We start from the raw sequence: 24,648 nt of genomic DNA, 5'->3' as shown, positions 1-24,648 counted from the left end.
CATACTCGTTTCGGTCGTGCGGGTGTGACAGATGGTCCGGACGGGCGCCGGCCGGTCCGCTCAGGACGGCACCGGCTCCGTCCGGGCGCGGGCCTTCTCCAGGCCGCGCACCAGCGGCGGTGCGGCGAGCCCGAGCAGGGCGAACAGGGCGGCGAGGACCAGCCAGCCGGTCGCCGCCGCGCCGACGACCAGGGACGTCATCAGCCACGGCCCGGCGAACTGCTGGAGCCCGCGCCCCAGGGAGAAAACCGCCTGGTACTCCCCCTGCCGGCCCTCGGGGGCGAGCCCGAACGACAGGCCCCAGCCCGCCGACGCCTGGTACAGCTCGCCGAGGACGAGCACCAGCGCGCCGCCCAGCAGCACCGCGCTGTCCACGAGCGCGCCGTGCCCGCCGCTGACCGCGAAGACCAGGCAGGACGCGCCCAGCGCCCACCCCGCCCAGCGGAGCATGCGGGCCGCTCCCGCCGGGGTACGGGCGCCTCTGCTGACCGTGACCTGGAACAGCAGCACCAGCACGGTGTCCAGGATCAGCAGGCCCGACACCATCAGGGCGGGCGCGTCGGTGCTGGTGACGATCCACAGCGGCAGACCGACCGTCAGCAGCGGGTGGTACAGCTCCAGCGCGCCGCACACCAGCGCGACGGCCACGTACCGCACGTCCCGCAGCGCAGCGCTGCGCAGCACGCCGCCCGGCGCCTCGGGGGCCTTCTCCCGGGGCCCCTTGCCCGCGGGCAGCCGCATCCCGAGCAGCACGGCGACGGAGACCAGTTGGAGGGCGGCGTTGGCGAGGACCGTGGCGTACAGGGCGGTCGGGGTGCCGGCCGCGATGGCGGCGCCGGCCAGCGCGGCGCCGCCGAGGAAGCCCAGGTTGAACAGGCTGCGCATCTGCGCGCTGACCCGAACCCGCTCCTCCTCGCCCACCAGCGCGTCGGTGAGCGACGCCTGGAGCGCGCCCGCGGAGGTCTCCAGGACCGCGATGCCGCAGGCGACCACGAGGAAGCCGGTGAAGCCGTCCACCAGGCAGTACGCGGTGAAGCCGACGGCCGCGAGCAGGAAGTTGGCGGTGAGCACCCGGCCCGCGCCGATCCGGTCCGCGAGCCGGCCGATGGGCACGGTGCAGAGCAGACCGCACAGCCCGGCCACCGACAGCGCGAGGCCGACGCGCTGGGCGGGGATGCCCATGGTCCGGGTGAAGAACACGGCGCTGGAGGTGAGGAACACCCCGAGCCCCAGGGACTGGATGAGTGTGAGGACTCCGAGCCGGCGCGCGTTCCCGGCGGCCGGAAGGGTCTCCCGGAACCAGGCGCGCAGGACGGCTCCGTACCGGCGGGTGTCAGCCATGCGACTGCTCGGCCCCGCCGTCCGGCGCCTCCCCGGCCTCGGCCCCGCCGTCCGGCGCCTTCCCCGTCTCGGCCCCGGCGTCCAGCGTCTTCCCGGCCTCCTCGGCCCGCTCTGTCCGCTCTGTCCGCTCTGTCCGCAGCCTGTACGCCTCCATCGCGGAGTGCACGGCGGCGCGCACCCCGGCGGCGCTCTCCCCCCGGAAGCGGAAGATCCCGCAGCCCTCGTCGTAGCTGCCGGGCCCGGTCATGACCTGGCCGATCGCGGGCAGTTCCTCGTGGTAGACCTCGGGGACAGCGGCCCGGGGCGAGGTGCGCGCGACGACCCGTGCGGGCAGCTCGCGCGGGGTGGGGTAGATGAGCCAGCCGCCGGCCCGCGGCTCGGCCGGTCCGGATGACGGCCGCCACAGCGGCGGCAGGTCCAGGGCCGCCCGGAACGCCTCGGCGAACAGGTCGATGCCGTACAGGTCGACGTGCAGGAACGGCACCTGCGCGCCGCCCGGCCGCAGCCCGACCTCCAGGAACACCAGCTCGCCCCCCGGGCGGCGGATCACCTCCAGGTGGAACGCGCCGTCGCGCAGCCCGAGCGCCCCCAGGCAGGCGTCGGCGAACGCGGTGAGCTCGTCGCGCTCGGGGCCCGGGTCGAGCAGGACCGAGCCGAGCGGGCGCCCGTGGGCGTAGTCCAGGCAGGTGTGGACGTACTGGGAGGCGGTGACGAAGTGGAGGCGGCCGGAGCGGCGGACGCCGTCGACGTGGAAGATCTCCCCGTCGACGTACTCCTCGCACTCGTACGCCTCGGGGTCGACGCCCCGGAGCGCGTCGCGCAGTTCGCCGGTGCTGTGGACGACCGAGACGCCCTGGGAGCCCGCCGCGGCGCGCGGCTTGAGGACCAGGGGCAGACCGCCGAGGGCCTCGACGACCGACTCCGCGGAGGGCGCGTCGTCGAGGTGCCGGAACCGGGGCACCCGCAGGCCCGCCGCGCCGACCGCGCTCTTCATGGCGGGCTTGTCCTTGAACCGCTCGACGAGGTCGAGGCCGTAGCCGCCGGGGACGCCGAGTGAGGCCGAGAGCCGGGCGGCCGTCAGGATGTCGTACTCGGACTGGCCGAAGACGGCCTGGGGCGTGCCGTGCCGGTCCGCGATCTCCCGGACGAGGGGCAGCAGGTCGTCGTGGGCGAGGCTGTCGCACACATGGACCTCGGTCGCCCCGTCCTGGTCGAGCGCGGGCAGCCCGCCGGGCGTGGTCAGGTACACCATCCGGCCGGGGTGGCCGTCGAGGAAGCGGTGGTACTCGCCGAACTCGTCGCCGGAGCGGTTGAGGACGACGTACAGCGGTGGGGTCCGGTCGGTCACGTGTCCGCTCCCGGTCGCAGGGTCTCGGGCAGGCAGGCGTCCAGATCGGCGGCGCTCACCCGGCCGAAGGCGGGCGCGGGCCGGTCCCGGTGGGCCGGGGTCCTGGCGAGGAAGGCCGCCGCGCGGGGCTCCCCGGTGCCGCCGAGGCCCTGCCAGACGAGCTCGGCGAGGTCCGGCATCACCGGGAACGCCAGCAGGGACAGGCCCTTGAGCCACCAGTAGGCGCCGTCCTCGGCGGCGTGGACGGCCCCGTCGTCGGCGCCGGCGCACCAGCGGTCGAGCGCGGCGACCGCGCGCCGGGTGGAGACCCGGGGGGCGTCGAGCGCCGCGGACTGCTCGGCGAGCAGGGCTTCCAGGAGCTCGACGGCGGCGGGGGCGGGCGCCTGCGGCGGCCCCTCGGGGAGCAGGCTCCAGGCGGTGTCGATCCGCTTGCCGAGCCCGTCGGCGAGCGTGGCGTTCGCGGTGTGCAGGAAGTCCGCCGTCTCGAAGCTCGCCGCCTCGGACTCCAGGTCGGCGCCGGCGAGGAAGTACCGGACGGCGTCCACGCCGATGGCGGGCGACGCGGCGATGTCCGCCGCCCAGATGGCGTGCCGGGCGCTGGTGGAGAACTTCCGCCCGGCCAGCCGGTAGAAGTTGTTGATCAGGCACCGGTCGTACGGCTTCATGTCGCCGTGCAGCAGGCTGGTGCCGACGATCGAGACCAGGGTGGGGATCACGTTGTCGATCCCCAGGGTGGTGATGGTCGTGACGCCGGAGTCCGGGTCGAAGGCGTTCACGCCGGTGCCGGAGAGCCGGCCGTGGACGGCTCCGGCGAGGCGGGCGAACATGAAGATCCCGGCGTACGGGAAGAGGGCGTGCGGCACGTCCGGTTCGGGCGCGGGCAGCGGAAGTCCCCATGTCTGCGGGGCACTCAGCCGCACGGTCAGGCCGTCGCGCTCCAGGAAGCGGCCCACGGTCGCCCGGTGGCGGTCGGCGATGCCGAGGTCCACGAGCGTGGCGTCGAGGACGTCGCGTTCCGGCACCCGCAGGAAGAGGCTGGAGATCTCCCGCCAGGTCAGCGGCCCCTCGTCGAGCAGGGGGCGCGGCTCGACGACCGACTCGGGCAGGAAGTGCGCGCTGCACTCCTCGCAGAAGTAACTGGCGATGCCCGCGCCGCACTCGGGGCAGCGGCCCTGCAGCCAGCCGCCCACCACCCAGCGGTCCGACGCCGCGCAGTGCGGCACCCGCTCGGTGCGGGTCAGCACCGCGCCCCGGGCCCCGAGCCGCTCGATCGAGGCGGTGACCTCCTGCTCGAACTGCTCGCGCCACGGCTCCTGGTCGGGCGTGATGAACACGTCGACGCCGATGCGCAGCGCGGCCAGGTCGTCCTGGATGCGCCGGCCGTAGCGGGCGGCGACCTCGGTGGGCGTGGAGTCCTCGGCGTGCGCCTTGAGCGTGACGTACGACTCGTACACGTCGCTGCCGGTGATCACCAGCGGCAGATCGCCCCGGACCCGCAGGTGCCGCGCGATCATGTCCGACCACAGGAAGGGACCGCCGATGTGCCCGAGGTGCAGGGGGCCGTTGGGCGTGGCCTCGGGCGGTACCAGGAGGTAGTGCCGGGGGGTGCGGGTGTCCCCGGTCAGCAGCAGGTTCATGTCCGCGTTCTCCCGTCGAGCAGGTTCAGTGCGTCCTCGGCCATGGCCGGGGCGAGGCGGTAGCCGGAGCCTGAGCCGCCGATCGCCATGACCACGTCGTCGCCGTCGACGGTGTCGACGACCGGCAGGTGGCCGGGGGTGAAGCAGTCGCTGAAGACCCGGCCGCCGAGCAGGTGCGGCAGGAATCCGGGGACGTACCGGGCCAGCAGGTCGCGGGCGAGTGCCCGGTCGCGGGCGTCGATCGCGAGCGGCTCGTCGGGGCCTCGGTCCCAGTCGGGCGAGGTGATGCTGAAGATCCAGTGGCCGCCGGGGCGGTGGGGCAGCAGGAAGGCGTCGGCATCCTCCAGGACCAGCGCCGGGGCGTCCGGCGGGGGCGGCGTCATGATGTGGAACGCCACCACCTTCTTGACCCGGGCGCCGCGCTCGCGGGCGGCCGCCGCCACCGGGCCGTCGAGGGCCCAGGGGCCGGGCGCGATCACGGCCCGGTCGGCGGTGATCCGGCTGCCGTCGGCGGCGAGCAGTTCGACGCGCCCGCCCGAACGGCGTACGCCGGTGACCCGGAACCCCTCCAGGAGGGTGTTGCCCGGGCCGTCGAGGACCGCGTCGAGCAGCCGGTCGGTCAGCCACTGCGGCTGACCTGCCGTCATCGGGTCGGTGGACAGAAGGACTTCGTCGTCGCCGTGGGCCAGTCCGGGGAACGCCCGGTCGAGCAGATCCCGTTGTTCCCCGGTGACCGGGAGGGTGCGGCCGCCGTCGGCCAGCGTCGCGTCGAGCGCGGCCGTGTGCGCGCGGGCCACCAGCCAGCGGACGTCGACCGGCGTGCGTCCGGCGTCCCCCAGTGCGGCGGCGAGCTTGTGGAAGAGCGCCGTGCTGCGGGCGGCCAGGGCGCGCTGGGCCGGGTTGTGCCCGGTGGGCGTGTCGAACCCGGCCGAGAGCCGGGTCGCGCCGCTCCCCCGCCCGGTGTGGGCGAGCACGGCGACGCGGCGGCCCGGGTCGCGTTGCACGGCGTAGTACGCGGTGAGGGCGCCGACCACGCCCGCGCCGACGACGGCGAGGTCGTAGTGGGGCGCCTCCCCGGCCTCAGGGATGTGGGGCGCCTCCCCCGCCTCGGGAGGCGCCTCGCCGGTCCCCGTGGTGCGCTCACTCATCGGGCGCCGACCACCAGAAGGAGTAGACGACCAGGTCCTCGCCCTGGTCGGCGAAGATCTCGTGGACGGCCCGCGAGGCGAAGCCCACCATCGCACCGGGCCCGACGAGCGACCGTCGGCCGTCCACCTCCAGGGTGCCCGTTCCGGCGTGGACGACCCAGATCTCCTGGACGGCGTGCTGGTCGGGCGCGCTGGTCCCACCCGCCGGCACCACGAAGCGGGCCGCCTTGAACGGCACGCCGGGGAAGACCGACCGGGCGAACTCCGCCTCGGTGACGGTCACGCCGTCGGGCTCCACCTCGGTCGGCCCGAAGGGGACCAGGAAGCCGTCCGACTCGGCCTGGAACTGCGGTACCTGACGCTTCGTCATATCGGGTACCTCGTCTCGCCGAGCATACTGTTGAGGATGACAGCGCTGCGCCAGGCGAGCAGGCTGAGATTGGGATCGGCAACGCCCCAGGAGTGCCGGGCGCCGTTCTGGAGGTAGATCCGGTTCTCCGCGGGCCCGTCCCACGCGACCGAGAAGTCGTCGCCGACGACGAGCATCCCGTCGTCGCGTCGCAGCCGCGCGTCCAGCGGGGCCATGAAGTCCGGCAGCGCGTAGGCGTATCCGGTGCTCAGGATCACCACGTCGGCGGCGAGCACGGCCGGTGCGGCCGGGCCCGAGGACTCGACGGTCAGCTTCCACTCGTCGGGGCCGCCCTCGATCCCGGTGACCGAGCAGTCCGCCAGGAAACGCAGCCTGCCGGGGTTGTCCTCGATGAACTCGTCGCGGTAGCTCAACCGGTAGATGTCCTGCAGGACTTCGAGGTCGATGCCGTCGCTGGTGTACTTCTGCTGCTCCAGGAGCCGGGCCTTGTGCGCGGCGGGCAGCGCGTGGAAGCGGCGCACGTAGTCGGGCGTGTAGAGGTCGTTCGCGAACGGCGAGTCGTCCATCGGCAGGAACGACATGCGCCGGCTCACCCAGGTGATGCTGTCGGGTGACGCGCCGGCCGCCAGATGGCGCACCAGCTCCGCGCCGCTCTGGCCGCCGCCGATCACGACGACCCGTCGTCCGGACACGTCGGGGGCACGCAGCAGGAACTCCCCCGAGTGGAAGACGGTCGGCCCGAGATGGGGCCGGAACGGCTCGGGGACGGACGGGGTGAGCCCGGTGCCGAGCACGAGATGACGCGCCGCCACCTCCTGCTCGCCGGTGCGCAGACGGAAGGCCCCGTCGCGGAAGTCCACGCTGCGTACGTCGGCGCCGAACGTCAGGCTCGGCAGCCGCCCGGCGACCCACCGCAGGTACTGGTCGAACTCGGCGCGCAGCACGGCCGGGAAGTCCGCGGCGAGGAACCGGTAGAGCCGGCCCTCGCTCGCGAGGAACGACAGGAACGAGAAGGGACTGGTCGGATCGACCAGCGTCACCAGGTCCTTGAGCATCGAGACCTGGAGGGTGGCCTCGGGCAGCAGCAGTCCGGGGTGCCAGGAGAAGCTGTCGCGGCGTTCCAGATGGACGCCGCGCAGCCCCTCGACCGGATGCGCGAGGGCCGCGAGGCTCATGTTCGCGGGGCCGACACCGACGGCCGCGTAGTCGAGTATGGGTGCGTTCATGGGGGCCGCCGGGGTCAGGCGGGGACGACGAGGTCGCCGAGCGCCTGCCAGCGGTCGAGGGCGCCCTGCGGCGAGTCGGCCGTGAACAGGGCGTGGCCGAGGCGGGAGCGGCAGTCCTCGACGCCCGGGATGGTCTCGCCGGGCGCGAAGTACACGGCGCTCTCGGTGACTTCGGGCAGCGCCTGCAGCTCCGGCCAGCCGGCGAGCTCCTGGTACGAGGAGCGGCCCGCGGCGGAGAAGAAGCGGATGCCGGCGCTCGCGGCCTGCGGCTGCGCGAAGGCGCCGGCGGCCTCGGGGGCGATGCCGAGCGCCGTGGCGACGGCCACCTTGGGCAGGCTGACGCCGGTGACGAGCCGCAGCAGCTCCACGATCCGGTCGCCCGGCAGCCGGGCGCCGATCTCGATGAGCACCGGACCGTCGGCGGCCAGGCGCAGTTCGCAGTGGAAGGGACCGCCGGTGATGCCGACCGCGCGGACCACGTCGCCGACGTACGCCTCGATGCTCTTGAGGTCTGCGTCGTCGACGAGGGCGGGGGTGAGGTGGCCCATCTCCACGAAGTCGGGCTCGGGGCCGAGCAGCGTGCGGCTGAGCGCGACGACGGTGACCTCGCCGTTCTCCAGGACATAGCCGTCGGCGCTGAACTCGGGTCCCTGGACGTACTCTTCGACGAGCACCCGGTGTTCGTGCAGCTTGCCCATGTCGGGCTCCGGGTCGTTCACCAGCCGGTGGAACGCGGCGGTGAGCCCGTCGAGGTCGTCGGCGCGGCTGACGTGGATGCTGCCGGAGCAGGCGACCGGCTTCATCACGCAGGGGAAGCCGACGTGTTCGGCCGCGGCGTGCAGTTCGGCGTCCGTGGTGGCCTGCGCGAAGCGCGGGGTGCGCAGTCCGGCCTCCGCCACGGCGGCCCGCATGACGCTCTTGTCCCGGACCCGGTCGACGGTCGCCACGGGCAGGCCGGGCAGGCCCAGTGCCGCGGCGACGCGCGCGGTCGCGGCCACGTAGATGTCGGAGCCCGGCAGCACCGCCTCGAACGGCTCGGCCCGGTGCCGGGCGAGCACGGCCGCCTCGAGGGCGGCCTGGTCGTTGGTCTCCACCGTCAGGACCGAGTCGGCCGCCGCGCGGACGGTGTCGGAGAGCCGGCGGTCGCCGGAGTCGGCGGTGGCGACGACGACCCGCAGCCCCATGTCGGCCGCGACGCCGATCAGGGTCGCTCCCCCGGAGGAGGCGGGTTCGACCACCAGGATGCGGGCAGGACGGAGTGCATCAGTGCGCGGCAAAGCGAAATCCCCCGGGGCAGAGCTGTGTTGAACCGGACTCGTGGTCGTGATCTTTCTATCCGGGTGTCTTCGCCCGAGTCAATGGATCACCGGAAGAACATCCGCGGAAGCGAACCGGAACCGCACATTTTCCGGAACGACCACCCTGTCACTGCCGGTTCGGGTCCCGGAAGCGCCCGAAGGCCTTGGTCAGCGCCTTCAGCGGCGAGGCCTCCTCCCTGGCCGCCTCCGGCAGCGGCTGCCGCGGCACACCGTCGCCGCGGGTCGCGTCCGCGAGCGCGGCCATCGCCGACTCGGCCGCCTCCCGGTACAGATCGCAGGAGGCCGTCATCGACTCCAGCGCCCGGGCGTACTGCGTGACCATGGCCCGGGCGTGGACCAGCTCCTCGTCCGGGGTGAGCAGGTGCCAGCCCTGCCGGAGCCGGGTCAGGGCCTGCTCGGCGTCGGCCGGAAGCGGACGCGGCAGGGCGGCGAACTCCACGATCTTGCAGAGGAGTTCGGTCGGTTCCGTGCCGTCCAGGAAGACGTTGCGCACCGTGAAGCGCTCCGCCTCGTACCCCGGGATCTGCGGCGTCATGGGCAGCACGACGGCGCCGCCGCGCGGTACCCCCACGCCCAGCTCCCGCTTCACCACAAAGTCCGCGATCTGTGCCTGCTCGGGGGTGCCCCGGTGCTCGATCACGCGGTGCCGCAGGCTCGGCGGCAGGAACGCCGTGATCGGCTGCCGTCCCCGGGTGCCGGGCGTCATCGCCTCGTGCACCAGGACATGGATGAACCAGCTCTGCTTGGCGCAGTCCCGCAGTCGGCGGCGGAGTTCGCCGTCGTCCTTCGGCAGGTGGTTCGGCGTCCGCAGGCTGATGCCGGGCACGGTGTCGTGGTCCCAGGCGACCCGGTCGCTGTCGGGCCAGAACACGGTGGCGGGCGAGGGCCAGCGCGTGTCCCAGGCCCGCTCCGCCTCGGCGGCGAGGACCCAGGTGACGCCCTCGCCGTCCTTGCGGCGGGACTCGGGCTCGTACGTGGTCAGCTGCGCGCGCACCGTGACGTCGTCGGCGACCCGCCAGCGGGCCTCGAAGAGCCGGCGGGCGGACGGCCCGGGGTCGGCGGACTCGTCCCGGGGGAACATGTCGGTGGAGCGGGCCGCCTCGACGGGGTCGAGGTCGAGGAAGTCGTCGAGCACCCCGGCCGCCTTGAGGGCGATCAGGTTGCGCCGGACGTCCTGCTCGGGCTCGGGCCCGCGGTGGCATCCACGCGCGAGCCAGGCGGTGTCGGGGACGGTGGTCGAAGAAGTGGTGTTCTTGGCCATGGATTCGTTCTGTGAGCGCGGGCGACCTGGGCCCGACCAGTATGGTCCGCGGACCCCTCCGGGAGCGACACCCCCTCGCCGGATCAGGGCGCCGTCGTCGAGACGACGTACACGCGGGGGGCCGCCGGATCCGTCAGATCGATGGTGATGTCCTGGTCGGGGCGCGGGTCGGTGCGCTCCACGTAGGTGCTGGTCCAGTCGTGGCCGTCGGCGAAGTCCCAGCCGGCGATGCCCGCGTCGCGGTCGCTGATGCCGACCTCGCCGTCGCGCAGGTCGGAGCGGCTGGAGCCGACCTTCTGCAGGAACTCGTCGAGCCGGCCGGCCGTGGTGGTGAACTGCACGTACAGCCGGCTGGACTTCCAGTTGCTGGTCTCGTAGTACGCGACGTCCACGGCCCCGGTGGGGATCGGGACCTCGAAGACGCGGCGCTTCATCTGGGAGGGCCAGCTGTCCCGCAGCCCGTCCGAGGAGGACTCGCGCTCCTTGTCCCGGCCGCTGTCCCGGCTCTGCTCGGCGGAGATCACCAGATAGCCGGCGGGGACCCCGATGAGCAGCACGATGACGAACGCGGTGAGGAAACGCCGGCGCAGCATGCGCCACCGGTTCTCCGGGGGCCGGGGCTCCTCCTCGCGCGGCGGCGTGGACTGGGGCGGGACGGTCATGGTCATGCGGGGGGTTCCTGGGAGGTGCGGGACGGGCGGCCGTTGCCGCCGGTGCGGAGGGCCTGGGCGTAGCGCTCGTACCGTTCGTGCCGCTCGACGCGGCGGCGGTTGGCGCGCCGGAAGCGGCGGGCCACGAGCCGGGAGAGGTCGGCGGCGCCGACCATACCGGCCTCGGGGCCGAGCTGGGCCTTGGCGATCCGGGCCTCGGGGCGGTAGCCGCGGCCGGTGAGGTGGCGGCGGAAGGCGTCCCGGGCGGGGCCGATGAGCAGGTCGTCGGCGGCGCTGACGCCGCCGCCGATGACGAAGCAGGACGGGTCCAGGGCGGCGGCGAGGTTGGCGATGCCGACGCCGAGCCACTGGCCGATGTCCTGGAGCAGTTCGACGCACATGGCGTCGCCCTCGCGGGCCAGCTCGGTGATCAGCGGGCCGGTGATCTCGGGCACGTTGCCCTTGACCCGCTCGATGAGACCGTGCGCGACCGGGGAGTCCGCGGCGGCGAGCTCGCGGGCCTCGCGGACCAGCGCGTTCCCGGAGCTGTACTGCTCCCAGCAGCCCCGGTTGCCGCAGGGGCAGCGGTGCCCGCCGGGCACGACCTGCATGTGACCGAACTCGCCGGCGACGCCGTACTTGCCGCGCTTGACCCGGCCGTCCTCGAGGATCGCGCCGCCGATGCCGGTGCCGAGCGTGATCATGACGAGGTGGTCCTCGCCGCGGCCGGCCCCGAAGCGCCATTCGGCCCAGGCGGCGGTGTTGGCGTCGTTGTCGACCATGACGGGGACGGCGAGCCGGTCCTGCAGGGCGTCCCGCAGGGGCTCGTTCCGCCAGGCCAGGTGGGGGGCGAAGAGCACCCGGGCCCGGTCGGCGTCGACCCAGCCGGCCGCGCCGATGCCGACGGCGTGCACGTCGTGCCGGTCGGAGAGGTCGAGGACGAGTTCGGTGATGGTGTCCTCGACGACCTTGGCGCTCTTGGACTTGTCGGGCGTCTCGGTCTTGATCTTCTCGAGGATGTTGCCGTCCGCGTCGACGACCCCGGCCATGACCTTGGTGCCGCCGATGTCGATGCCGACGGTGGGTACGCGGGGTGCGCTGAGGTGCGAGCGCCGCTCACGGGTGCCCACGGTCCGCAGCACGCCGGCCTTGGCGGCGGCGCGGGCGTCGGGGTCGCGGTACGTACTCATCGGTTCGATTCTGCCAGGTGCGGTGTCAAGCGGTTATGAGGACGCGTCGCGCTCCAGTTCGTGGCGGAGGTCGTCCAGCTCGGTGCCGCCGGCCATCTGGCGGGTCAGTTCGTCCAGGGTGACGGAGTCGCGGGTGTGACTCGCGACCATGGTGCCCCGCTTGAGCAGGACGAAGCGGTCGCCGACCAGATGGGCGTGGTGGGGGTTGTGGGTGATGAGGACCACGCCGAGTCCGGCGTCGCGGGCGGCCGCCACGTACTTCAGGACGACGCCGGACTGCTTGACGCCGAGGGCGGCCGTGGGCTCGTCGAGGACGAGGACCTTGGCGCCGAAGTGGACGGCGCGGGCGATGGCGACGCACTGCCGCTCCCCGCCGGACAGGGTGCCGATGGGCTGGTCGACGTCGCGCAGGTCGATGCCCATGCGGAGCAATGCGGCGCGGGTGGTCCCGCGCATCCGCTCGACGTCGAGCCGCTTGAAGGGGCCCTTGCCCCGGGTGGGCTCGGAGCCGAGGAAGAAGTTCCGCCAGACCGGCATCAGGGGGACGACGGCGAGGTCCTGGTAGACGGTGGCGATGCCACGGTCGAGGGCCTCGCGCGGGCTGGCCAGGGAGACCTCCTCGCCCTCGATCCGGAAGGCGCCGGCGTCGTGCCGGTGCAGCCCCGCGACGATCTTGATGAGGGTGGACTTGCCGGCGCCGTTGTCGCCGAGGACGCAGGTGACGTCCCCCGCGTCCACCTCCAGGGAGACCCCTTCGAGGGCGCGGATGTTGCCGTAGTACTTGCTGACGCCGTCGAGCTCGACGAGCGGCGTCGTGATCGTGCCGTCGGCCGTGGTCACTTGGTCGCCTCCACCCTCTTGCGGATCCAGGCGTTCAGCAGGGTCGCGAGCAGCAGCATCGCGCCGAGGAAGAACTTGAACCAGTCGGGGTTCCACTCCGCGTACACGATGCCCTTGCTGGTCATGCCGAAGATCAGCGCGCCGACGGCGGAGCCGATCGCGGAGCCGTAGCCGCCGGTGATCAGGCAGCCGCCGATGACCGCGGCGATGATGTAGATCAGCTCGTTGCCGACGCCCTCGCCGGACTGCACGACGTCGAACGAGAAGAGCAGGTGCTGGCCGGAGATCCAGGCGCAGAACGCGACGCCGAGGTAGAGGCCGATCTTCGTACGGCGGACGGGGACGCCGACCGCGCGGGCGGCGTCGGCGCTGCCGCCGACGGCGAAGATCCAGTTGCCGAAGCGGGTGCGCAGCAGGATCCAGGTGGCGAGGGCGACCAGGCCGAGCCACCACAGGACGGTCACCTTGAGGTCGACGCCGCCGACGGTCAGCGTGGAGGCGAAGAGCGCCTTGGCGGAGGAGAAGCCCTCCATGTCGGCGATGGACTTCGTGGAGACGGTGCCGGTGATCAGCTTGGTGAGGCCGAGGTTCAGGCCGGTCAGCATCAGGAAGGTGCCGAGCGTGATGATGAAGCTGGGCAGCCTGGTGCGGGTCAGCACGAAGCCGTTGAACGCGCCGACGGCGAGGGTGACCAGGAGCGAGACGCCCACACCGACCCAGACGTTCGCGGTCATCTGGTAGCTGAACATCGAGGAGACCAGCGCGGAGCTGGTGACCAGGACGCCGGCGGACAGGTCGAACTCGCCGCCGATCATCAGCAGCGCCACGGGCACGGCCATGATCCCGAGGGTGGAGGCCGCGTACAGGACGGTCCCGAGGCTCGCGGGCCGCAGGAAGCCGTCGGCGACCAGCGCGAAGAAGACGAAGACGGCGAGCGCGCCGACCAGCGATCCGAGCTCGGGGCGGGCGAGCAGCTTCTTCAGCGGCGAGGTGCGCAGCAGCCGTTCGTCGACGTGGTCGAGGTCGTCGGCGGGCGGGGCGGCGGTCACCGGGTGCCCCGCTCGGTGTACTCGAGCAGGGCCGCGGCGTCGTCCTCGGTGACGATCTGCGGTCCGGTGAGGACGGGCTTGCCGCCGCCGAGGACGTCGGCGTTGTAGCGGTACAGCCAGAGCAGGTCGACCGCCTCGTAGCCCTGGAGGTACGGCTGCTGGTCGACGGCGAAGCCGAGGGTGCCCGACTGCAGGCCGGTGGCGACCTTGGGGTTGAGGTCGAAGGTGTCGACCTCGGCGTCGCTGCCGGCGGTCTTCTTCGCCTGGACGGCGGCGTCGGCGAAGGGCGCGCCGAGGGTGACGACGGCGTCGAGGGCCGGGTCGGCCTGGAGCTTGGCCTCGATGGACGCCTGGACGTCGGGCATGTTGGTGCCGTCGACGTAGAGGTTCTGCAGGTCGCCGCCGAAGGTCTTCTTCACGCCGGCGCAGCGCTGCTCGTGGCCGACGTTGCCCTGCTCGTGCAGGACGCACAGGGCCTTCTTCCTGCCCCGCCGGTCGAGTTCCTCGCCGACGGCCTCGCCGGCGACGGTCTCGTCCTGGCCGATGTGGGTGAGCGCGCCGTACGCCTTGGAGACCTCGGAGCCGGAGTTCACGGTGATCACCGGGATGCCGGCCTTGACGGCCCGCTCGACGGAGGCCTTCATGGCGTCGGGCTTGGCGAGGGTGACGATGAGGCCGTCGACCTTCTTGGCGACGTACGAGTCGATCAGCTGGGCCTGCTGCTGGGCCTCGTCGCTGTGCGCGTACAGGAAGTTGATGTTGTCCTTGACCGCGGCCTGCTTGGCGCCGCTCTGGACGATGTCCCAGAAGGTGTCGCCGTCACCGGAGTGGGTGACCATCGCGAAGGTCCACCGGGGCGTGTTCACGGCGGCCCGGCCCTGGGCGGCGGCGGCCTTGCGGGCGTCCTCGGCCCGCTTGCCGCCGGTGCTGCTGCAGGCCGTCAGTCCGGCGGCGAGCACCGTCGCCGCCAGCACGGCGCCGACGGCGCGTACCCCGTGTCCCCGGCGTACCCCGGTCCGAGCCCCTGTCCGAGCGTTGGTCACGACGCGCGCCCCTCCTGCTGTCCCGCTTGTCCTGCTGTGTGCACTGCAGTATCGGTCATGCCGTTCCGGTTCTACGACTTTGACGCGGACCCGTCAATGCATTTGTCAGAACATTCTGACGGCCGGAAGCAGCCCGCTCACGGCCGCACCAGCAGCTGGAAGTCGAAGGAGTAGCGGGAGGCCCGGTACACGTGCGCGCCGAACTCCACCGCGCGGCCGGTGTCGTCGAAGGTGGTGCGCTCCATGGTGAGCAGCGGCGCACCCGGCCGCTCGCCGAGCAGCTCGGCCTCGGCCTCCGTGGCGGCCCGCGCCCCGACGGTCTGCCGCGCGCTGTGCAGGGTGATGCCCGCGCCGCGCATCAGCCGGTACAGGCCGGTGGCCTGCAGGGTCTCGCCGTCGAGGTCGAGCAGGCCGGCCGGCAGGTGGTTGCGCAGCCGGGCCATGGGCTCGTCGTGCGCGCAGCGCAGCCGCTCGACGTACCGGACGTCGCTGCCCTCGGCCACGCCGAGCGCGGCGGCGACCCGGGCGGAGGCGGGCTCGATACGGTTGGCCAGGACGAAGGTGGCGGGGCGCTGGCCGGCCGCCTCCAGGTCGTCGTACAGGCTGGTCAGCTCCAGCGGGCGTCTGACCTGGCTGTGCACCACCTGGGTGCCGACGCCCCGCCGGCGCACCAGCAGTCCCTTGTCGACCAGGGACTGGATGGCCTGGCGGACGGTGGGGCGGGACAGGCCGAGCCGGCCGGCCAGCTCGATCTCGTTGCCGAGCAGGCTGCCCGGGGTCAGCACACCGGTCTCGATCGCCGCCTCCAGCTGCTGGGCGAGCTGGAAGTACAGGGGCACGGGGCTCGTCCGGTCCACCGAGAGGTGGAGCGGCCGGGAACGCGGCGGGGGCGACTGCTTGGACACGGCAGGAGCGTAGTCCGCGGACATCATGACGGGAAGTCGTGAAGTCCGATTGTCCGGACAAACTCTTGACAGCCGGGCCGGGCGCCCGCACCTTGGGGCCATGCGCATCGGACTGATCGGGACGGGACGGATCGGAGCCTTCCACGCGGGTGTGCTCGCCCGGCATCCGGAGGTCGAGTCGCTGGTCGTCGCGGACGCGGTGCCCGTCCGGGCCGCCGAGGTCGCCGGCGCGCTGGGCGCGGAGGCCGCGCCGGACGTCGAGGCGCTCTTCGCCCACGCCCTGGACGCGGTGGTCGTCGCCTCCGCCACCGCCTCGCACGCCGAGCTCGTCGTCCGGACCGCCGGGGCGAGCCTCCCGGTCTTCTGCGAGAAGCCGATCGCCCTCGACCTGCCCGGTACGCGGGCCGCGCTGCGGGCCGCCGAGGAGGCCGGCGTGGAGCTCCAGCTCGGCTTCATGCGCCGCTTCGACGCGGGTTACCTGGCCGCCCGCGACGCGGTGCGCTCCGGCCGGCTGGGCCGGCTGCACACCGTACGGGCGGTCACCTCCGACCCGGCCCCGCCGCCCGCCGCGTACCTGCCGCTGTCCGGCGGGCTGTACCGGGACTGTCTGGTGCACGACTTCGACATCCTGCGCTGGGTGACCGGCCGCGAGGTCGTCGAGGTGTACGCGACCGGCTCCGACGCCGGGCCCGCGATGTTCCGCGAGGCCGGCGACGTGGACACCGCGGCCGCGGTGCTCACCCTGGACGACGGCACGCTCGCCACGGCCACGGCGACCCGCTGCAACGGGGCCGGCTACGACGTGCGGATGGAGCTGGCCGGCGAGCGGGACCAGATCGCGGTGGGCCTGGACGGCCGCACCCCGCTGGCCTCGGTCGAGCCGCAGGGCCCGCAGCCCGCGGAGAAGCCGTGGCCCGGCTTCCTGGAGCGGTTCGCCCCGGCCTACGAGGCCGAACTGGACGCCTTCGTGCGCCTGGTGCGCGGCGAGGCGGCCAACCCCTGCGACGGCCGCGAGGCCCTGGAGGCGCTGCGGATCGCGGAGGCCTGCGAGCGCTCACGGCGCGAGCACCGCCCGGTGGCCCTGGCCGACGTCGGCTGAGCACGCGGGCGCCGGGGCGCGAAGGCGGACGGGCGGGCGCCGGCCGACGACCTGCGGCGGGCTGCCGGCCGACGACGCACAGGCGGGCGCCGGCCGACGACGCACAGGCGGGCGGGCGCCCGCCGACGAGCACGGGCGGGCTGCCCGCCGACGGGGTTGCCGCCCACGCGCGAGCCCGCTCACCATCGGACGGGCAGTCTCCGCACGCCGCGGATCAGGATGCCGGGCAGCCACTCCCACGCCCCGGCGTCCGGGTCGAGTTCCAGCCGCGGGAACCGGTCGAGAAGCGTCCGGACCGCGATCCTCGCCTCCAGCCGGGCCAGCGGCGCGCCCAGGCAGTAGTGGATGCCGTGCCCGAACGCGAGGTGCCCGCGCGGGTCACGGCGGACGTCGAACCGGTCCGGGTCGGGGAAGCGCTCCGGGTCCCGGTCGCCGGAGGCCAACGAGACCAGCACGGGCTCGCCCGCCGGGATCTCCGTCCCCCCGACGGTCAGGGCCTCCCGGCTGAACCGGTACGTGGCGGCCTCCACCGGGCCGTCCCAGCGCAGCGCCTCCTCGATCACCCCGTCGAGCAGCGCCGGTTCGGCCCGGACCGCGGCAAGCTGGTCGGGGTGCGTGAGGAGCGCCCGTACCGAGGTGGTGACGAGGTTCACCGTGGTCTCGTGTCCGGCGATCAGCAACAGATAGGCGAGGCCGCGCAGTTCGGGCAGGGTGAGCCGGTCGCCGTCCTCGGCGCGGGCGGCGATCAGCGCCGAGAGCAGGTCGTCGGCGGGCCCCGCCGCCCGCTTGTCCTCGACGAGTTCGTCGAGGTACGCGGCCAGGCCCTCGATCGCGTCCTGCTCCGCGCCGGTGCCGCTGGGCGTGACGACCTCGCGGGACCAGCGGCGGAAGGTGTCGCGGTCCTCGGCGGGGATGCCGAGGAGTTCGCAGATGACGATGATCGGCAGCGGGAAGGCGAGGGCGTCCACGAGGTCGGCGCGGCCGGCGGGCTCCATCGCGTCGACGAGGTCGGCGGTCAGCCGCTGGACGCGCGGGCGCAGCGCCTCGACGCGCCGCCCCGTGAACTCCCCCGCGACCAGCTTCCGCAGCCGGGTGTGGTCGGGCGGGTCGACTCCCAGCAGGTTCGGGCCGATGACCTCCTCGTCGAGCATGGTCAGCCCCAGGACGGACGCCGACTTGGACAGCCGCGGGTCGTTGAGCGCGGCGCGCGCCTCCTCGTGGCCGACGACCAGCCACACCTCGGCCCCGTCGGGCGTGCGCACGCGGTGGACCGGACCGGCCGCGCGCATTTTCGCGTAGTACGGATACGGGTTCGCGGTGAAGTCCGCGCCGTACTCCCCCAGATCGATGACGGACATCGTCCGAGCCTAGGCGCCGTCCCCGTCCTCGGACAGGCCCGCGTCGTGCACCAGGAGTGCGATCTGGACACGGTTGTTGAGGCCCAGCTTGGCCAGAATCCGCGAGACATGCGTCTTCACGGTCGGCACGCTCATGTAAAGGGCGGCGGCGATCTCGGCGTTGGACGCGCCGCGGCCCACGGCCAGTGCCACCTCCCGTTCCCGGTCGGCGAGTTCGGCGAGCCGTGCGGCGGCTGCGGTGCGGCGGGTCCGCTCCGGCTGTTCCGGGGCCGTGGCCGCCACATGGCTCATCAGCTGGCGGGTCACGGCCGGGGAGAGGACCGGGTCGCCGGCCGCGACCCGGCGCACCGCGGCGACGATCTCGACGGGCGGGGTGTCCTTGAGGACGAAGCCGGCGGCCCCGGCCCGCAGGGCGCGCAGCACCTGCTCGTCGGCGTGGAAGGTGGTGAGCACGACGACCTCGGGGGCGCCGGGGGCGGCGCGCAGCCGCTCGGTGGCGGTCAGTCCGTCGACGTGCGGCATCCGGATGTCCATCAGCACGACGTCGGGGACGAGCCGGCCGACGAGGTCGGGGACCTCCGCGCCGTCCGTCCCCTCCCCCACGATCTCGATGTCCTCGGCGCCGCCGAGCATGAAGGTGAGTCCCGCGCGCACCAGCGGGTCGTCGTCGACGATGAGCAGCCGGATGGTCATGCGGGCCACGGTAGCCAGGCGTGCAGGGCGAAGCCGCCGCCGGGGGCCGGTCCGTGCGACATCCGGCCACCGGCGAGCATGGCCCGCTCGGTCAGCCCGATCAGGCCCTGGCCGGAGCCGGGGACGTGCGGGACGGGCCCGTCGGGTGCCGGGTTGGCGATGTCGACGGTGAGCCCGTCGCCGCGCCGGCCGCGGACGGTGACGGTGACCTCGGCGCCGGGGGCGTGCTTGCGGGCGTTGGTCAGGCCCTCCTGGGCGATGCGGTAGACGGTACGGCCGGTGGCGACGGGTACGGCGGCGGGGTCGTCCAGGTCGGAGTCGAGGACCACCTTCATGCCGGCCAGCCGGGACTCGTCGACCAGCGCGCCGAGGGTCTCCAGGGTGGGCTGCGGCCGGTTCTCCTCCCCCGTGGCGGTGGACTCGCCGGGGGTGCGGAGCACGCCGATGATCTCTCGGAGGTCCTGCAGGGCCTCGTGGGCGCTGTCCCGGATGACGCCGGCGGCGCGGGCGATCTGCTCGGGCGGGGCGTCGGGCCGGAACTCCAGCGCCCCGGCGTGCACGCTGAGCAGGGTGAGCCGGTGGGCCAGCACGTCGTGCATCTCGCGGGCGATCGCCTCCCGCGCCAGCCGCTGGGCCTGCTGGGCGCGCAGCTCGGCCTCGGCCTCGGCACGCCGGGCCCGCTCGCGCAGCGCCTCGACGAGCTTGCGGCGGGAGCGTACGAGCATGCCCCAGGCGGTGACCAGCAGGATCAGCACGAAGCCGATGCCGATGGAGAGCAGGGTGCCCGTCTCGGGGTCGGGCCGGATGAACACCTGCGCCACGGACGCGGCGGCGGCGATCGCCCCGATCCAGGCGACCTCGCGGAACGGCTTGCGCACGGCCAGGCTGAACAGGCTCGCCAGCATGGCTCCGCCGGCGACCGGCGCGACGATGCTGACCAGTGACAGCGCCACGGCGAGCCCGACCGGCCAGCGCCGGCGCAGCCACAGGGCACAGACGGCCGCGGCGCCCAGGAGCTGGTCGGCGAGCACCACGACGTCGCTGTTGTACTTGGCGCTGGTCTCGGAGGCGAGCAGTCCGACGAAGGCGGCGAGCAGGAACAGGGTGGTGTCGACGACCCAGTCCCGCACGGTCCGCCGCGGCCGCCCGGCCCCCTCGGCCGGAGGCTCGGCCATGGCCGAGGGCAGCAGCCAGGCGAGGCGGTCCGTACGTGTCATACGGTCCAAAGTACGCAGGTGGGACCCCGTACGACCGGTCATGGGAGCGGTCCGGCTACCAAAGTCGCGCGGTTCGCTACTTCGGTCGCCCGCCGATGTGCCCTCGGCCGACGCGACGGCGCCGCGCCGCGGATCATGATCGGCGCATGAAGAAGTTTCTGGAGACCACGGGCTTCCTGATCACGATCTTCGCCGTGTGCGGGGTGATCCGTGAACTGACCGACGGCTGGTTCCGCTTCATGGGCATCACCCGGCACCTGACGGACCACGTCTGGTTCCTCCAGGACCGCGCCCTCTTCGCGAACATCGTCCTCGCGGTCGTCGGTGTCGTTCTCATGATCGTCTCGGACCGGGTGCGGAAGAGCTGAGGCTAGGCGGCCTTCTCCGCGGCGCGGCGGCCCCAGGCCGTCCCGGCCAGGACGAGGAGGGCGCCGGCGAGGCCGAGGGCGCCGGGGCGGTCGCCGGCGAGGGCGATGCCGGCGGCCGCGGCCCACAGGGGTTCGGTGCCGAGGAGCAGGCTGACGCGGGACGGGGAGGTGCGGCGGACGGCCCACATCTGCACGAAGAAGGCGAAGAGCGTGCAGAAGACGGAGAGGAAGATCAGCCCGGCCCATTCGCGCGGGCCGAAGCCTAGGGCCACCGTCCAGGGCGATGCGCCGGTGCCGGGGAGGGCGGCGAGCAGCGCGAAGACGGCGACGGCGCCGCCGAGCTGGACGGTGGTGAGGGAGAGCGAGTCGGCGCTCCGCACGGCCTTGATCCGGGACATCGCCAGCACGTGGACGGTACGGGCCACGGCGGCGAGCAGCATCAGCAGGTCACCGGTCGACGGGGCGGTGAACCCGGCGCCCTGGGTGAGGAGCACGACGCCGGCGACGGACAGCGCGGCGGCGGCGAGGAAGGCGCGGGGCGGCCGCGTCCGGGTGACGGCGGCCTCGGCGAGCGGGGTGAGGATCATCGTCAGGCTGATGATCAGGCCCGCGTTGGTGGCGGAGGTGTGGACGACGCCGTACGTCTCGAGCAGGAAGATCCCGGCGAGGATCAGCCCGAGGACGCCCGCGCCGCGCCACTGCGCGCCGCTCAGGGCGCGCAGCCGGCGCCATCCCGCCGCGACCAGGACCGGCAGCACGACCGCGAAGCGCAGGACGAGCACGGCGACGACAGTGTGGGTGGTCGTGATGCCCTTGGCTGCGAGATAGCTGGTGCCCCAGACCACCGCGACGAGCAGCACCGGAAGGTCGGTGAGCCAGGTGCGGCGGGGTGCGGACAGGGGGACGGGCGCGGCGATCGAGGACACGGGCGGCCTGCTCCAACTCGATGGACGGGGTGGAGACTTCGGCGGCTCACACGCGGGGCGATCACCGTACCCGGCGGAGAAGCGTGGCGACTACATCGTTTCCGGGGCGCGCGCCGCCTGGATGTCCGTTTGCCGCCAGCGGCCGAAGCCCCGCCCGCGTTTCATTGAGCCCGCAACCATTACCTACTCTTTTGCGGAGGTTCCGGGATGAACGGCAAGAAGGTCCTGGTCACGGGCGGCAGCCGGGGCATCGGCGCGGCGACGGCGCTGCGGCTGGCCCGGGAGGGCGCCGACGTCGCGTTCACGTACGTACGGGACAAGGAGGCCGCCGAGCAGGTCGTCCGGGGCATCGAGGCGGCGGGCCGCCGCGGCCTGGCCCTGCGGGCGGACGCGGCCGACGCCGGCGACGCGGCGGGCGCGGTCGACTGGGCCGCGGACGCGCTGGGCGGACTGGACGTGCTGGTCAACAACGCGGGGATCGGCGTCCTCGGCCCGCTGGAGTCGCTGAGCCTGGCGGACGTGGACCGGGTGCTCGCGGTGAACGTCCGGGGCGCGTTCCTCGCCGCGCAGGCGGCGGCCGCGCGGCTGGCGGACGGGGGCCGGATCGTCGGCGTCGGCACCTGCATGACGCAGCGGGTGCCGGGGCCGGGCGGCACGCTGTACGCGACGAGCAAGGCCGCGCTGACCGGGCTGACGAAGGCACTGGCCCGCGAGCTGGGCGGCCGCGGCATCACCGCGAACCTCGTCCACCCCGGGCCGATCGACACCGACCTGAACCCGGCGGACGGCCCCTACGCACAGGGCCAGACGGCCATGACGGCGCTGGGCCGCTTCGGGCGGGCCGAGGAGGTCGCCGCGATGGTCGCGTTCCTGGCGGGACCGGAGGGCGCGTACGTGACGGGCGCGGAGTTCGCGGTGGACGGCGGCCACGCGGCCTGAGCGTCGCACGAGTCGGCCCGACCGCCGTACGGAGAGGGCGCGAGGACGCACCGGTGCTGTCGGGCCCGTGCGTCCTCGCGTGCCGGGCGGGCTGTCGTTACCCGCCCAGTTCCTGGTGGCGCGCGGCCAGCCGCGCCGCGCCGTCCTCGGTCAGGGAGCCGAAGAGGCGGAGGCGGGAGATCCCGCCGTCGGGGTAGATGTCGATGCGGACCCGGGAACCGACCACGGGCGCGTCGAGCACGAAGCGGTGGTTGGTGTCCGGCTGCAGCCGGGTCCGGGGAAGGACCTCGGTCCAGTCCTCGGAGCCCTCGGCGGCCACGGACAGCGCGGCCCAGCCGGCGCTGTTGCCCTTGAGGTACGCGGTGTCGATCTCGACCGCGCGGATCTCGGACTCGGCCGCCAGGGAGTAGCGGATCCAGTCGTTGCCCTTGTCGCGACGGCGGCGGGTCTCCCAGCCGTCGTCCATCTTGCGGGACCTGCCCGGCTGGATGGTGTTGGTGGCCGGCGAGTAGAAGCGGTCCGAGGCGTCCTCGACCCGGCCGCCGTTCTCCAGCGCCGCGAGGTCGAAGGTGCCCAGTACGGACAGCCAGCGCGGGTCCGGGGCGACCTCGCCGTACACGCGCAGGCGGGCGATGCCGCCGTCGGGGTGCTGGTTGACCCGCAGGTGGGTGAAGCGCTGCTCGACGTCGACGGCGAAGCCGTTGGCGGCGTGGCCGCCGACGGCGGTGCGCGGGACGAGGGTCGTCCACTTCACGTCGTCGGCGAGGAGGTCCTCGGGCGACGGGGAGCCGGGTACGGAGGCGGCCTCGACCGAGACGGCCTGCGGGTAGTTGCCGCGGAAGTGGGCGGTGTCCACGACGATGCCGCGGATCACGCCGGGCGCGCCGAGGCGTACGAGCGCCCAGTCGTGGTCGTCCTCGGTCGGGTGCGGCTGCGCGGCGGAGACGCCACGGCGGCGGCGGGTCTCCCAGCCGTCCATGATCTTGCCCTTGTGGCCGAAGTGCTCGGGGTCGAACTCGGCTGCCTCGGGCTTGAGCAGGTTCTCGCGCTCGGCGAAGAACTCGTCGTTGGCGGCGATCACCCCGGCGCCGAGCCGGCGGTCCGCGAGGTCGGCGTACCGGGTGAAGGGGAAGTCCGCCGTGCGGTAGTCGGCGTACGGGTCACCGCCGCCGTACGGGCTGGCGTCACCGGTGAAGGACGGTATGACGGTCACGGTCACTGGTTCCTTTCGAGGAGGCGGCCGGTGGGGTCGGTGAGGGTGCCGCGGTGGTGGACGCGTTCGCCGCGCAGCCAGGTGGAGGTGACCACGCCGTGCAGGGTCTTGCCGGCGTAGGCGGTGACCCGGTTGCGGTGCTGCAGCGCGGCCGGGTCGACGGTGAACGTCGCGTCGGGGTCGATCACGGCGAAGTCCGCGTCCCGGCCCGCTTCGATCGCGCCCTTGCGGGTCAGGCCCGCGAGCCGGGCGGGGGCGGTGGACATCCAGCGGACCACGTCCTCCAGGCCGTGACCGCGGCGACGGGCCTCGGTCCAGATCGCGGGCAGGCCGAGCTGGAGGGAGGAGATGCCGCCCCAGGCGGAGGCGAAGTCGGGGGTCTTCAGGTCGGCGGTGGAGGGGGAGTGGTCGGAGACGATGCAGTCGATCGTCCCGTCCGCCAGCCCCTCCCACAGGGCGTCCTGATTCACCGATTCACGGATCGGCGGGCAGCACTTGAACTCCGTCGCCCCGTCCGGCACCTCCTCGGCCGTCAGCGTGAGGAAGTGCGGACACGACTCCACGCTCACCCGCACGCCTTCCGCCTTCGCCGCCGCGATCAACGGCAGCGCGTCGGAGGAGGACAGGTGCAGGACGTGGACGCGGGCGCGGAGGCGGCGGGCCTGGTTGATCAGGTTCTCGATCGCCGTGTTCTCCGCGACCCTGGGGCGGGAGGCGAGGAAGTCGGCGTACTTCTCACCACTGCGCTGCGGTGCCGCGGCCAGCTCGTGCGGGTCCTCCGCGTGGACGATCATCAGCCCGTCGAACCCGGCGATCTCCGCCAGCGACGCGGCGAGCTGTTCCTGGTCGAGCTGGGGGAACTCGTCCACCCCCGACGGGGACAGGAAGCACTTGAAACCGAACACCCCGGCGTCGTGCAGCGAGCGCAGGTCCTTGACGTTGTCGGGCAGCGCCCCGCCCCAGAAACCGACGTCGATGTGTGCCTTCGGACCGGCCACGTCCTGCTTGATCCGCAGGTGCTCGACCGTGGTCGTCGGCGGCAGCGAGTTGAGCGGCATGTCCAGCAGGGTGGTGATGCCGCCGGCCGCGGCGGCGCGGGTGGCGGTCCAGAAGCCCTCCCACTCGGTGCGGCCGGGGTCGTTGACGTGCACGTGGGTGTCGACGAGGCCGGGCAGGACGACGTCGTCACCGACGTCCTCCAGGCGGGCACCGGCCGGGACCTCGGCATCGTAGGGAAGGACCGCCGTGATCGTCCCACCGGACACGGCGACCGACGCCGCACGCGTCCCCTCCGGGGTGACCACACGCGACGAACGCAGGACCAGGTTGACGTCCACCCGTACCCCTTCTCACGAAACAGAAATTCAACGAACTGTTGAAGGAGTTTTCACTCCCGACGAGACGACGTCAAGAGCCCGCCTACCAGCATGACCCTCAGCGCACCCCTCTTGGAGGTTTCCATAAAGTGGAAGAAGGATTTCGTACAGTAGAACGTAACCGAGACCGTG

The 24,648-nt window shown here is 73.4% G+C and carries 23 protein-coding genes; 3 read left to right on the top strand and 20 right to left on the bottom strand.

Annotated elements, in window-relative coordinates; genetic code table 11:
* Window positions 1-60 precede the first annotated feature (60 nt).
* The 14 genes from ABZO31_RS26995 to ABZO31_RS26930 all read right to left on the bottom strand — a co-directional run bounded on the left by ABZO31_RS26995 (window position 61) and on the right by ABZO31_RS26930 (window position 15,279).
* Window positions 61-1,341, bottom strand: a complete 1,281-nt coding sequence (locus tag ABZO31_RS26995; RefSeq protein ID WP_406863886.1) for an MFS transporter — start codon at window positions 1,339-1,341, stop codon at window positions 61-63.
* A complete protein-coding gene (locus ABZO31_RS26990; RefSeq protein ID WP_406863885.1) occupies window positions 1,334-2,689 on the bottom strand; it encodes an ATP-grasp domain-containing protein in 1,356 nt (451 codons plus the stop codon). Before ABZO31_RS26990 ends, ABZO31_RS26995 begins: the two co-directional genes overlap by 8 nt.
* Window positions 2,686-4,326, bottom strand: a complete 1,641-nt coding sequence (locus ABZO31_RS26985; protein WP_406863884.1) for a class I tRNA ligase family protein — start codon at window positions 4,324-4,326, stop codon at window positions 2,686-2,688. Before ABZO31_RS26985 ends, ABZO31_RS26990 begins: the two co-directional genes overlap by 4 nt.
* Window positions 4,323-5,474, bottom strand: coding sequence for an NAD(P)/FAD-dependent oxidoreductase (locus tag ABZO31_RS26980; protein WP_406863883.1), 1,152 nt, complete (start codon window positions 5,472-5,474; stop codon window positions 4,323-4,325). Before ABZO31_RS26980 ends, ABZO31_RS26985 begins: the two co-directional genes overlap by 4 nt.
* On the bottom strand, window positions 5,467-5,844 hold the full coding sequence (locus tag ABZO31_RS26975; protein ID WP_406863882.1) for a cupin domain-containing protein: 378 nt from the start codon (window positions 5,842-5,844) through the stop codon (window positions 5,467-5,469). The genes ABZO31_RS26980 and ABZO31_RS26975 overlap by 8 nt, the downstream gene beginning before the upstream one ends.
* A complete protein-coding gene (locus tag ABZO31_RS26970; RefSeq protein WP_406863881.1) occupies window positions 5,841-7,070 on the bottom strand; it encodes a lysine N(6)-hydroxylase/L-ornithine N(5)-oxygenase family protein in 1,230 nt (409 codons plus the stop codon). The genes ABZO31_RS26975 and ABZO31_RS26970 overlap by 4 nt, the downstream gene beginning before the upstream one ends.
* Before the next feature lie 14 nt (window positions 7,071-7,084).
* Window positions 7,085-8,347 carry an ATP-grasp domain-containing protein gene (locus ABZO31_RS26965; protein WP_406863880.1) on the bottom strand — a complete coding sequence of 421 codons (1,263 nt, stop codon included), beginning with the start codon at window positions 8,345-8,347 and terminating at the stop codon, window positions 7,085-7,087.
* A gap of 148 nt (window positions 8,348-8,495) precedes the next feature.
* Window positions 8,496-9,650: a hypothetical protein gene (locus tag ABZO31_RS26960; RefSeq protein ID WP_406863879.1), complete on the bottom strand. Its 1,155-nt coding sequence runs from the start codon at window positions 9,648-9,650 to the stop codon at window positions 8,496-8,498.
* An 83-nt stretch (window positions 9,651-9,733) separates the two neighbouring features.
* Window positions 9,734-10,312, bottom strand: coding sequence for a hypothetical protein (locus ABZO31_RS26955; RefSeq protein WP_406865487.1), 579 nt, complete (start codon window positions 10,310-10,312; stop codon window positions 9,734-9,736).
* Between the two features lie 2 nt (window positions 10,313-10,314).
* Complete coding sequence (locus ABZO31_RS26950) at window positions 10,315-11,490, bottom strand: ROK family glucokinase (protein ID WP_406863878.1); 1,176 nt, start codon at window positions 11,488-11,490, stop codon at window positions 10,315-10,317.
* A 33-nt stretch (window positions 11,491-11,523) separates the two neighbouring features.
* On the bottom strand, window positions 11,524-12,330 hold the full coding sequence (locus ABZO31_RS26945; protein ID WP_406863877.1) for an ATP-binding cassette domain-containing protein: 807 nt from the start codon (window positions 12,328-12,330) through the stop codon (window positions 11,524-11,526).
* The gene (locus ABZO31_RS26940; RefSeq protein ID WP_406863876.1) at window positions 12,327-13,379 is read right to left on the bottom strand and encodes an ABC transporter permease; all 1,053 of its coding nucleotides are present in this window, start codon (window positions 13,377-13,379) and stop codon (window positions 12,327-12,329) included. The genes ABZO31_RS26945 and ABZO31_RS26940 overlap by 4 nt, the downstream gene beginning before the upstream one ends.
* On the bottom strand, window positions 13,376-14,353 hold the full coding sequence (locus ABZO31_RS26935) for a sugar ABC transporter substrate-binding protein (protein WP_406865485.1): 978 nt from the start codon (window positions 14,351-14,353) through the stop codon (window positions 13,376-13,378). The genes ABZO31_RS26940 and ABZO31_RS26935 overlap by 4 nt, the downstream gene beginning before the upstream one ends.
* A 206-nt stretch (window positions 14,354-14,559) precedes the next feature.
* Window positions 14,560-15,279: a GntR family transcriptional regulator gene (locus tag ABZO31_RS26930; protein WP_406865484.1), complete on the bottom strand. Its 720-nt coding sequence runs from the start codon at window positions 15,277-15,279 to the stop codon at window positions 14,560-14,562.
* A 148-nt stretch (window positions 15,280-15,427) separates the two neighbouring features.
* On the opposite strand from ABZO31_RS26930, the gene ABZO31_RS26925 reads away from it, so the two are divergent.
* On the top strand, window positions 15,428-16,426 hold the full coding sequence (locus ABZO31_RS26925) for a Gfo/Idh/MocA family oxidoreductase (protein WP_406863875.1): 999 nt from the start codon (window positions 15,428-15,430) through the stop codon (window positions 16,424-16,426).
* A 179-nt stretch (window positions 16,427-16,605) separates the two neighbouring features.
* On the opposite strand, the gene ABZO31_RS26920 is transcribed toward ABZO31_RS26925, so the two are convergent.
* The 3 genes from ABZO31_RS26920 to ABZO31_RS26910 are packed head-to-tail and all read right to left on the bottom strand — an operon-like array spanning window position 16,606 to window position 19,694.
* Window positions 16,606-17,784: a cytochrome P450 family protein gene (locus ABZO31_RS26920; RefSeq protein ID WP_406863874.1), complete on the bottom strand. Its 1,179-nt coding sequence runs from the start codon at window positions 17,782-17,784 to the stop codon at window positions 16,606-16,608.
* A gap of 9 nt (window positions 17,785-17,793) precedes the next feature.
* Window positions 17,794-18,477 carry a response regulator transcription factor gene (locus tag ABZO31_RS26915; protein WP_406863873.1) on the bottom strand — a complete coding sequence of 228 codons (684 nt, stop codon included), beginning with the start codon at window positions 18,475-18,477 and terminating at the stop codon, window positions 17,794-17,796.
* Window positions 18,474-19,694 (bottom strand): sensor histidine kinase, encoded by a 1,221-nt coding sequence (locus ABZO31_RS26910; RefSeq protein WP_406863872.1) that lies wholly within the window; start codon window positions 19,692-19,694, stop codon window positions 18,474-18,476. The genes ABZO31_RS26915 and ABZO31_RS26910 overlap by 4 nt, the downstream gene beginning before the upstream one ends.
* Before the next feature lie 146 nt (window positions 19,695-19,840).
* Between ABZO31_RS26910 and ABZO31_RS26905 the strand changes: the two genes are divergently transcribed.
* Window positions 19,841-20,062 carry a hypothetical protein gene (locus ABZO31_RS26905; protein WP_406863871.1) on the top strand — a complete coding sequence of 74 codons (222 nt, stop codon included), beginning with the start codon at window positions 19,841-19,843 and terminating at the stop codon, window positions 20,060-20,062.
* Between the two features lie 2 nt (window positions 20,063-20,064).
* Here ABZO31_RS26905 and ABZO31_RS26900 read toward each other — a convergent pair whose 3' ends face one another.
* On the bottom strand, window positions 20,065-20,988 hold the full coding sequence (locus ABZO31_RS26900) for a DMT family transporter (RefSeq protein WP_406863870.1): 924 nt from the start codon (window positions 20,986-20,988) through the stop codon (window positions 20,065-20,067).
* Window positions 20,989-21,195: 207 nt separating this feature from the next.
* Here ABZO31_RS26900 and ABZO31_RS26895 point away from each other — a divergent pair, with 207 nt between their 5' ends.
* Window positions 21,196-21,927: an SDR family NAD(P)-dependent oxidoreductase gene (locus ABZO31_RS26895; RefSeq protein ID WP_406863869.1), complete on the top strand. Its 732-nt coding sequence runs from the start codon at window positions 21,196-21,198 to the stop codon at window positions 21,925-21,927.
* Between the two features lie 97 nt (window positions 21,928-22,024).
* On the opposite strand, the gene alc is transcribed toward ABZO31_RS26895, so the two are convergent.
* Together alc and allB are read right to left on the bottom strand one after the other, a co-directional pair.
* Complete coding sequence (alc, locus tag ABZO31_RS26890) at window positions 22,025-23,146, bottom strand: allantoicase (protein ID WP_406863868.1); 1,122 nt, start codon at window positions 23,144-23,146, stop codon at window positions 22,025-22,027.
* Entirely contained in the window at window positions 23,143-24,477 is a 1,335-nt protein-coding gene (gene allB / locus ABZO31_RS26885; protein ID WP_406863867.1) for an allantoinase AllB, read from the bottom strand. Before allB ends, alc begins: the two co-directional genes overlap by 4 nt.
* Between the last annotated feature and the right edge of the window lie 171 nt (window positions 24,478-24,648).

The sequence above is a fragment of the Streptomyces solicamelliae genome, from assembly GCF_045348655.1.
GTDB lineage: Bacteria > Actinomycetota > Actinomycetes > Streptomycetales > Streptomycetaceae > Streptomyces > Streptomyces solicamelliae.
This window is presented reverse-complemented; position numbering and strand designations above follow the sequence as displayed.

Bases quoted from the DNA above. Each gene is read 5' to 3' on its own strand.
- ABZO31_RS26995 (WP_406863886.1), bottom strand. From the start codon at position 1,341: ATGGCTGACACCCGCCGGTACGGAGCCGTCCTGCGCGCCTGGTTCCGG.
- ABZO31_RS26985 (WP_406863884.1), bottom strand. From the start codon at position 4,326: ATGAACCTGCTGCTGACCGGGGACACCCGCACCCCCCGGCACTACCTC.
- ABZO31_RS26980 (WP_406863883.1), bottom strand. From the start codon at position 5,474: ATGAGTGAGCGCACCACGGGGACCGGCGAGGCGCCTCCCGAGGCGGGG.
- ABZO31_RS26975 (WP_406863882.1), bottom strand. From the start codon at position 5,844: ATGACGAAGCGTCAGGTACCGCAGTTCCAGGCCGAGTCGGACGGCTTC.
- ABZO31_RS26970 (WP_406863881.1), bottom strand. From the start codon at position 7,070: ATGAACGCACCCATACTCGACTACGCGGCCGTCGGTGTCGGCCCCGCG.
- ABZO31_RS26960 (WP_406863879.1), bottom strand. From the start codon at position 9,650: ATGGCCAAGAACACCACTTCTTCGACCACCGTCCCCGACACCGCCTGG.
- ABZO31_RS26955 (WP_406865487.1), bottom strand. From the start codon at position 10,312: ATGACCGTCCCGCCCCAGTCCACGCCGCCGCGCGAGGAGGAGCCCCGG.
- ABZO31_RS26950 (WP_406863878.1), bottom strand. From the start codon at position 11,490: ATGAGTACGTACCGCGACCCCGACGCCCGCGCCGCCGCCAAGGCCGGC.
- ABZO31_RS26925 (WP_406863875.1), top strand. From the start codon at position 15,428: ATGCGCATCGGACTGATCGGGACGGGACGGATCGGAGCCTTCCACGCG.
- ABZO31_RS26920 (WP_406863874.1), bottom strand. From the start codon at position 17,784: ATGTCCGTCATCGATCTGGGGGAGTACGGCGCGGACTTCACCGCGAAC.
- ABZO31_RS26915 (WP_406863873.1), bottom strand. From the start codon at position 18,477: ATGACCATCCGGCTGCTCATCGTCGACGACGACCCGCTGGTGCGCGCG.
- ABZO31_RS26910 (WP_406863872.1), bottom strand. From the start codon at position 19,694: ATGACACGTACGGACCGCCTCGCCTGGCTGCTGCCCTCGGCCATGGCC.
- ABZO31_RS26905 (WP_406863871.1), top strand. From the start codon at position 19,841: ATGAAGAAGTTTCTGGAGACCACGGGCTTCCTGATCACGATCTTCGCC.
- ABZO31_RS26895 (WP_406863869.1), top strand. From the start codon at position 21,196: ATGAACGGCAAGAAGGTCCTGGTCACGGGCGGCAGCCGGGGCATCGGC.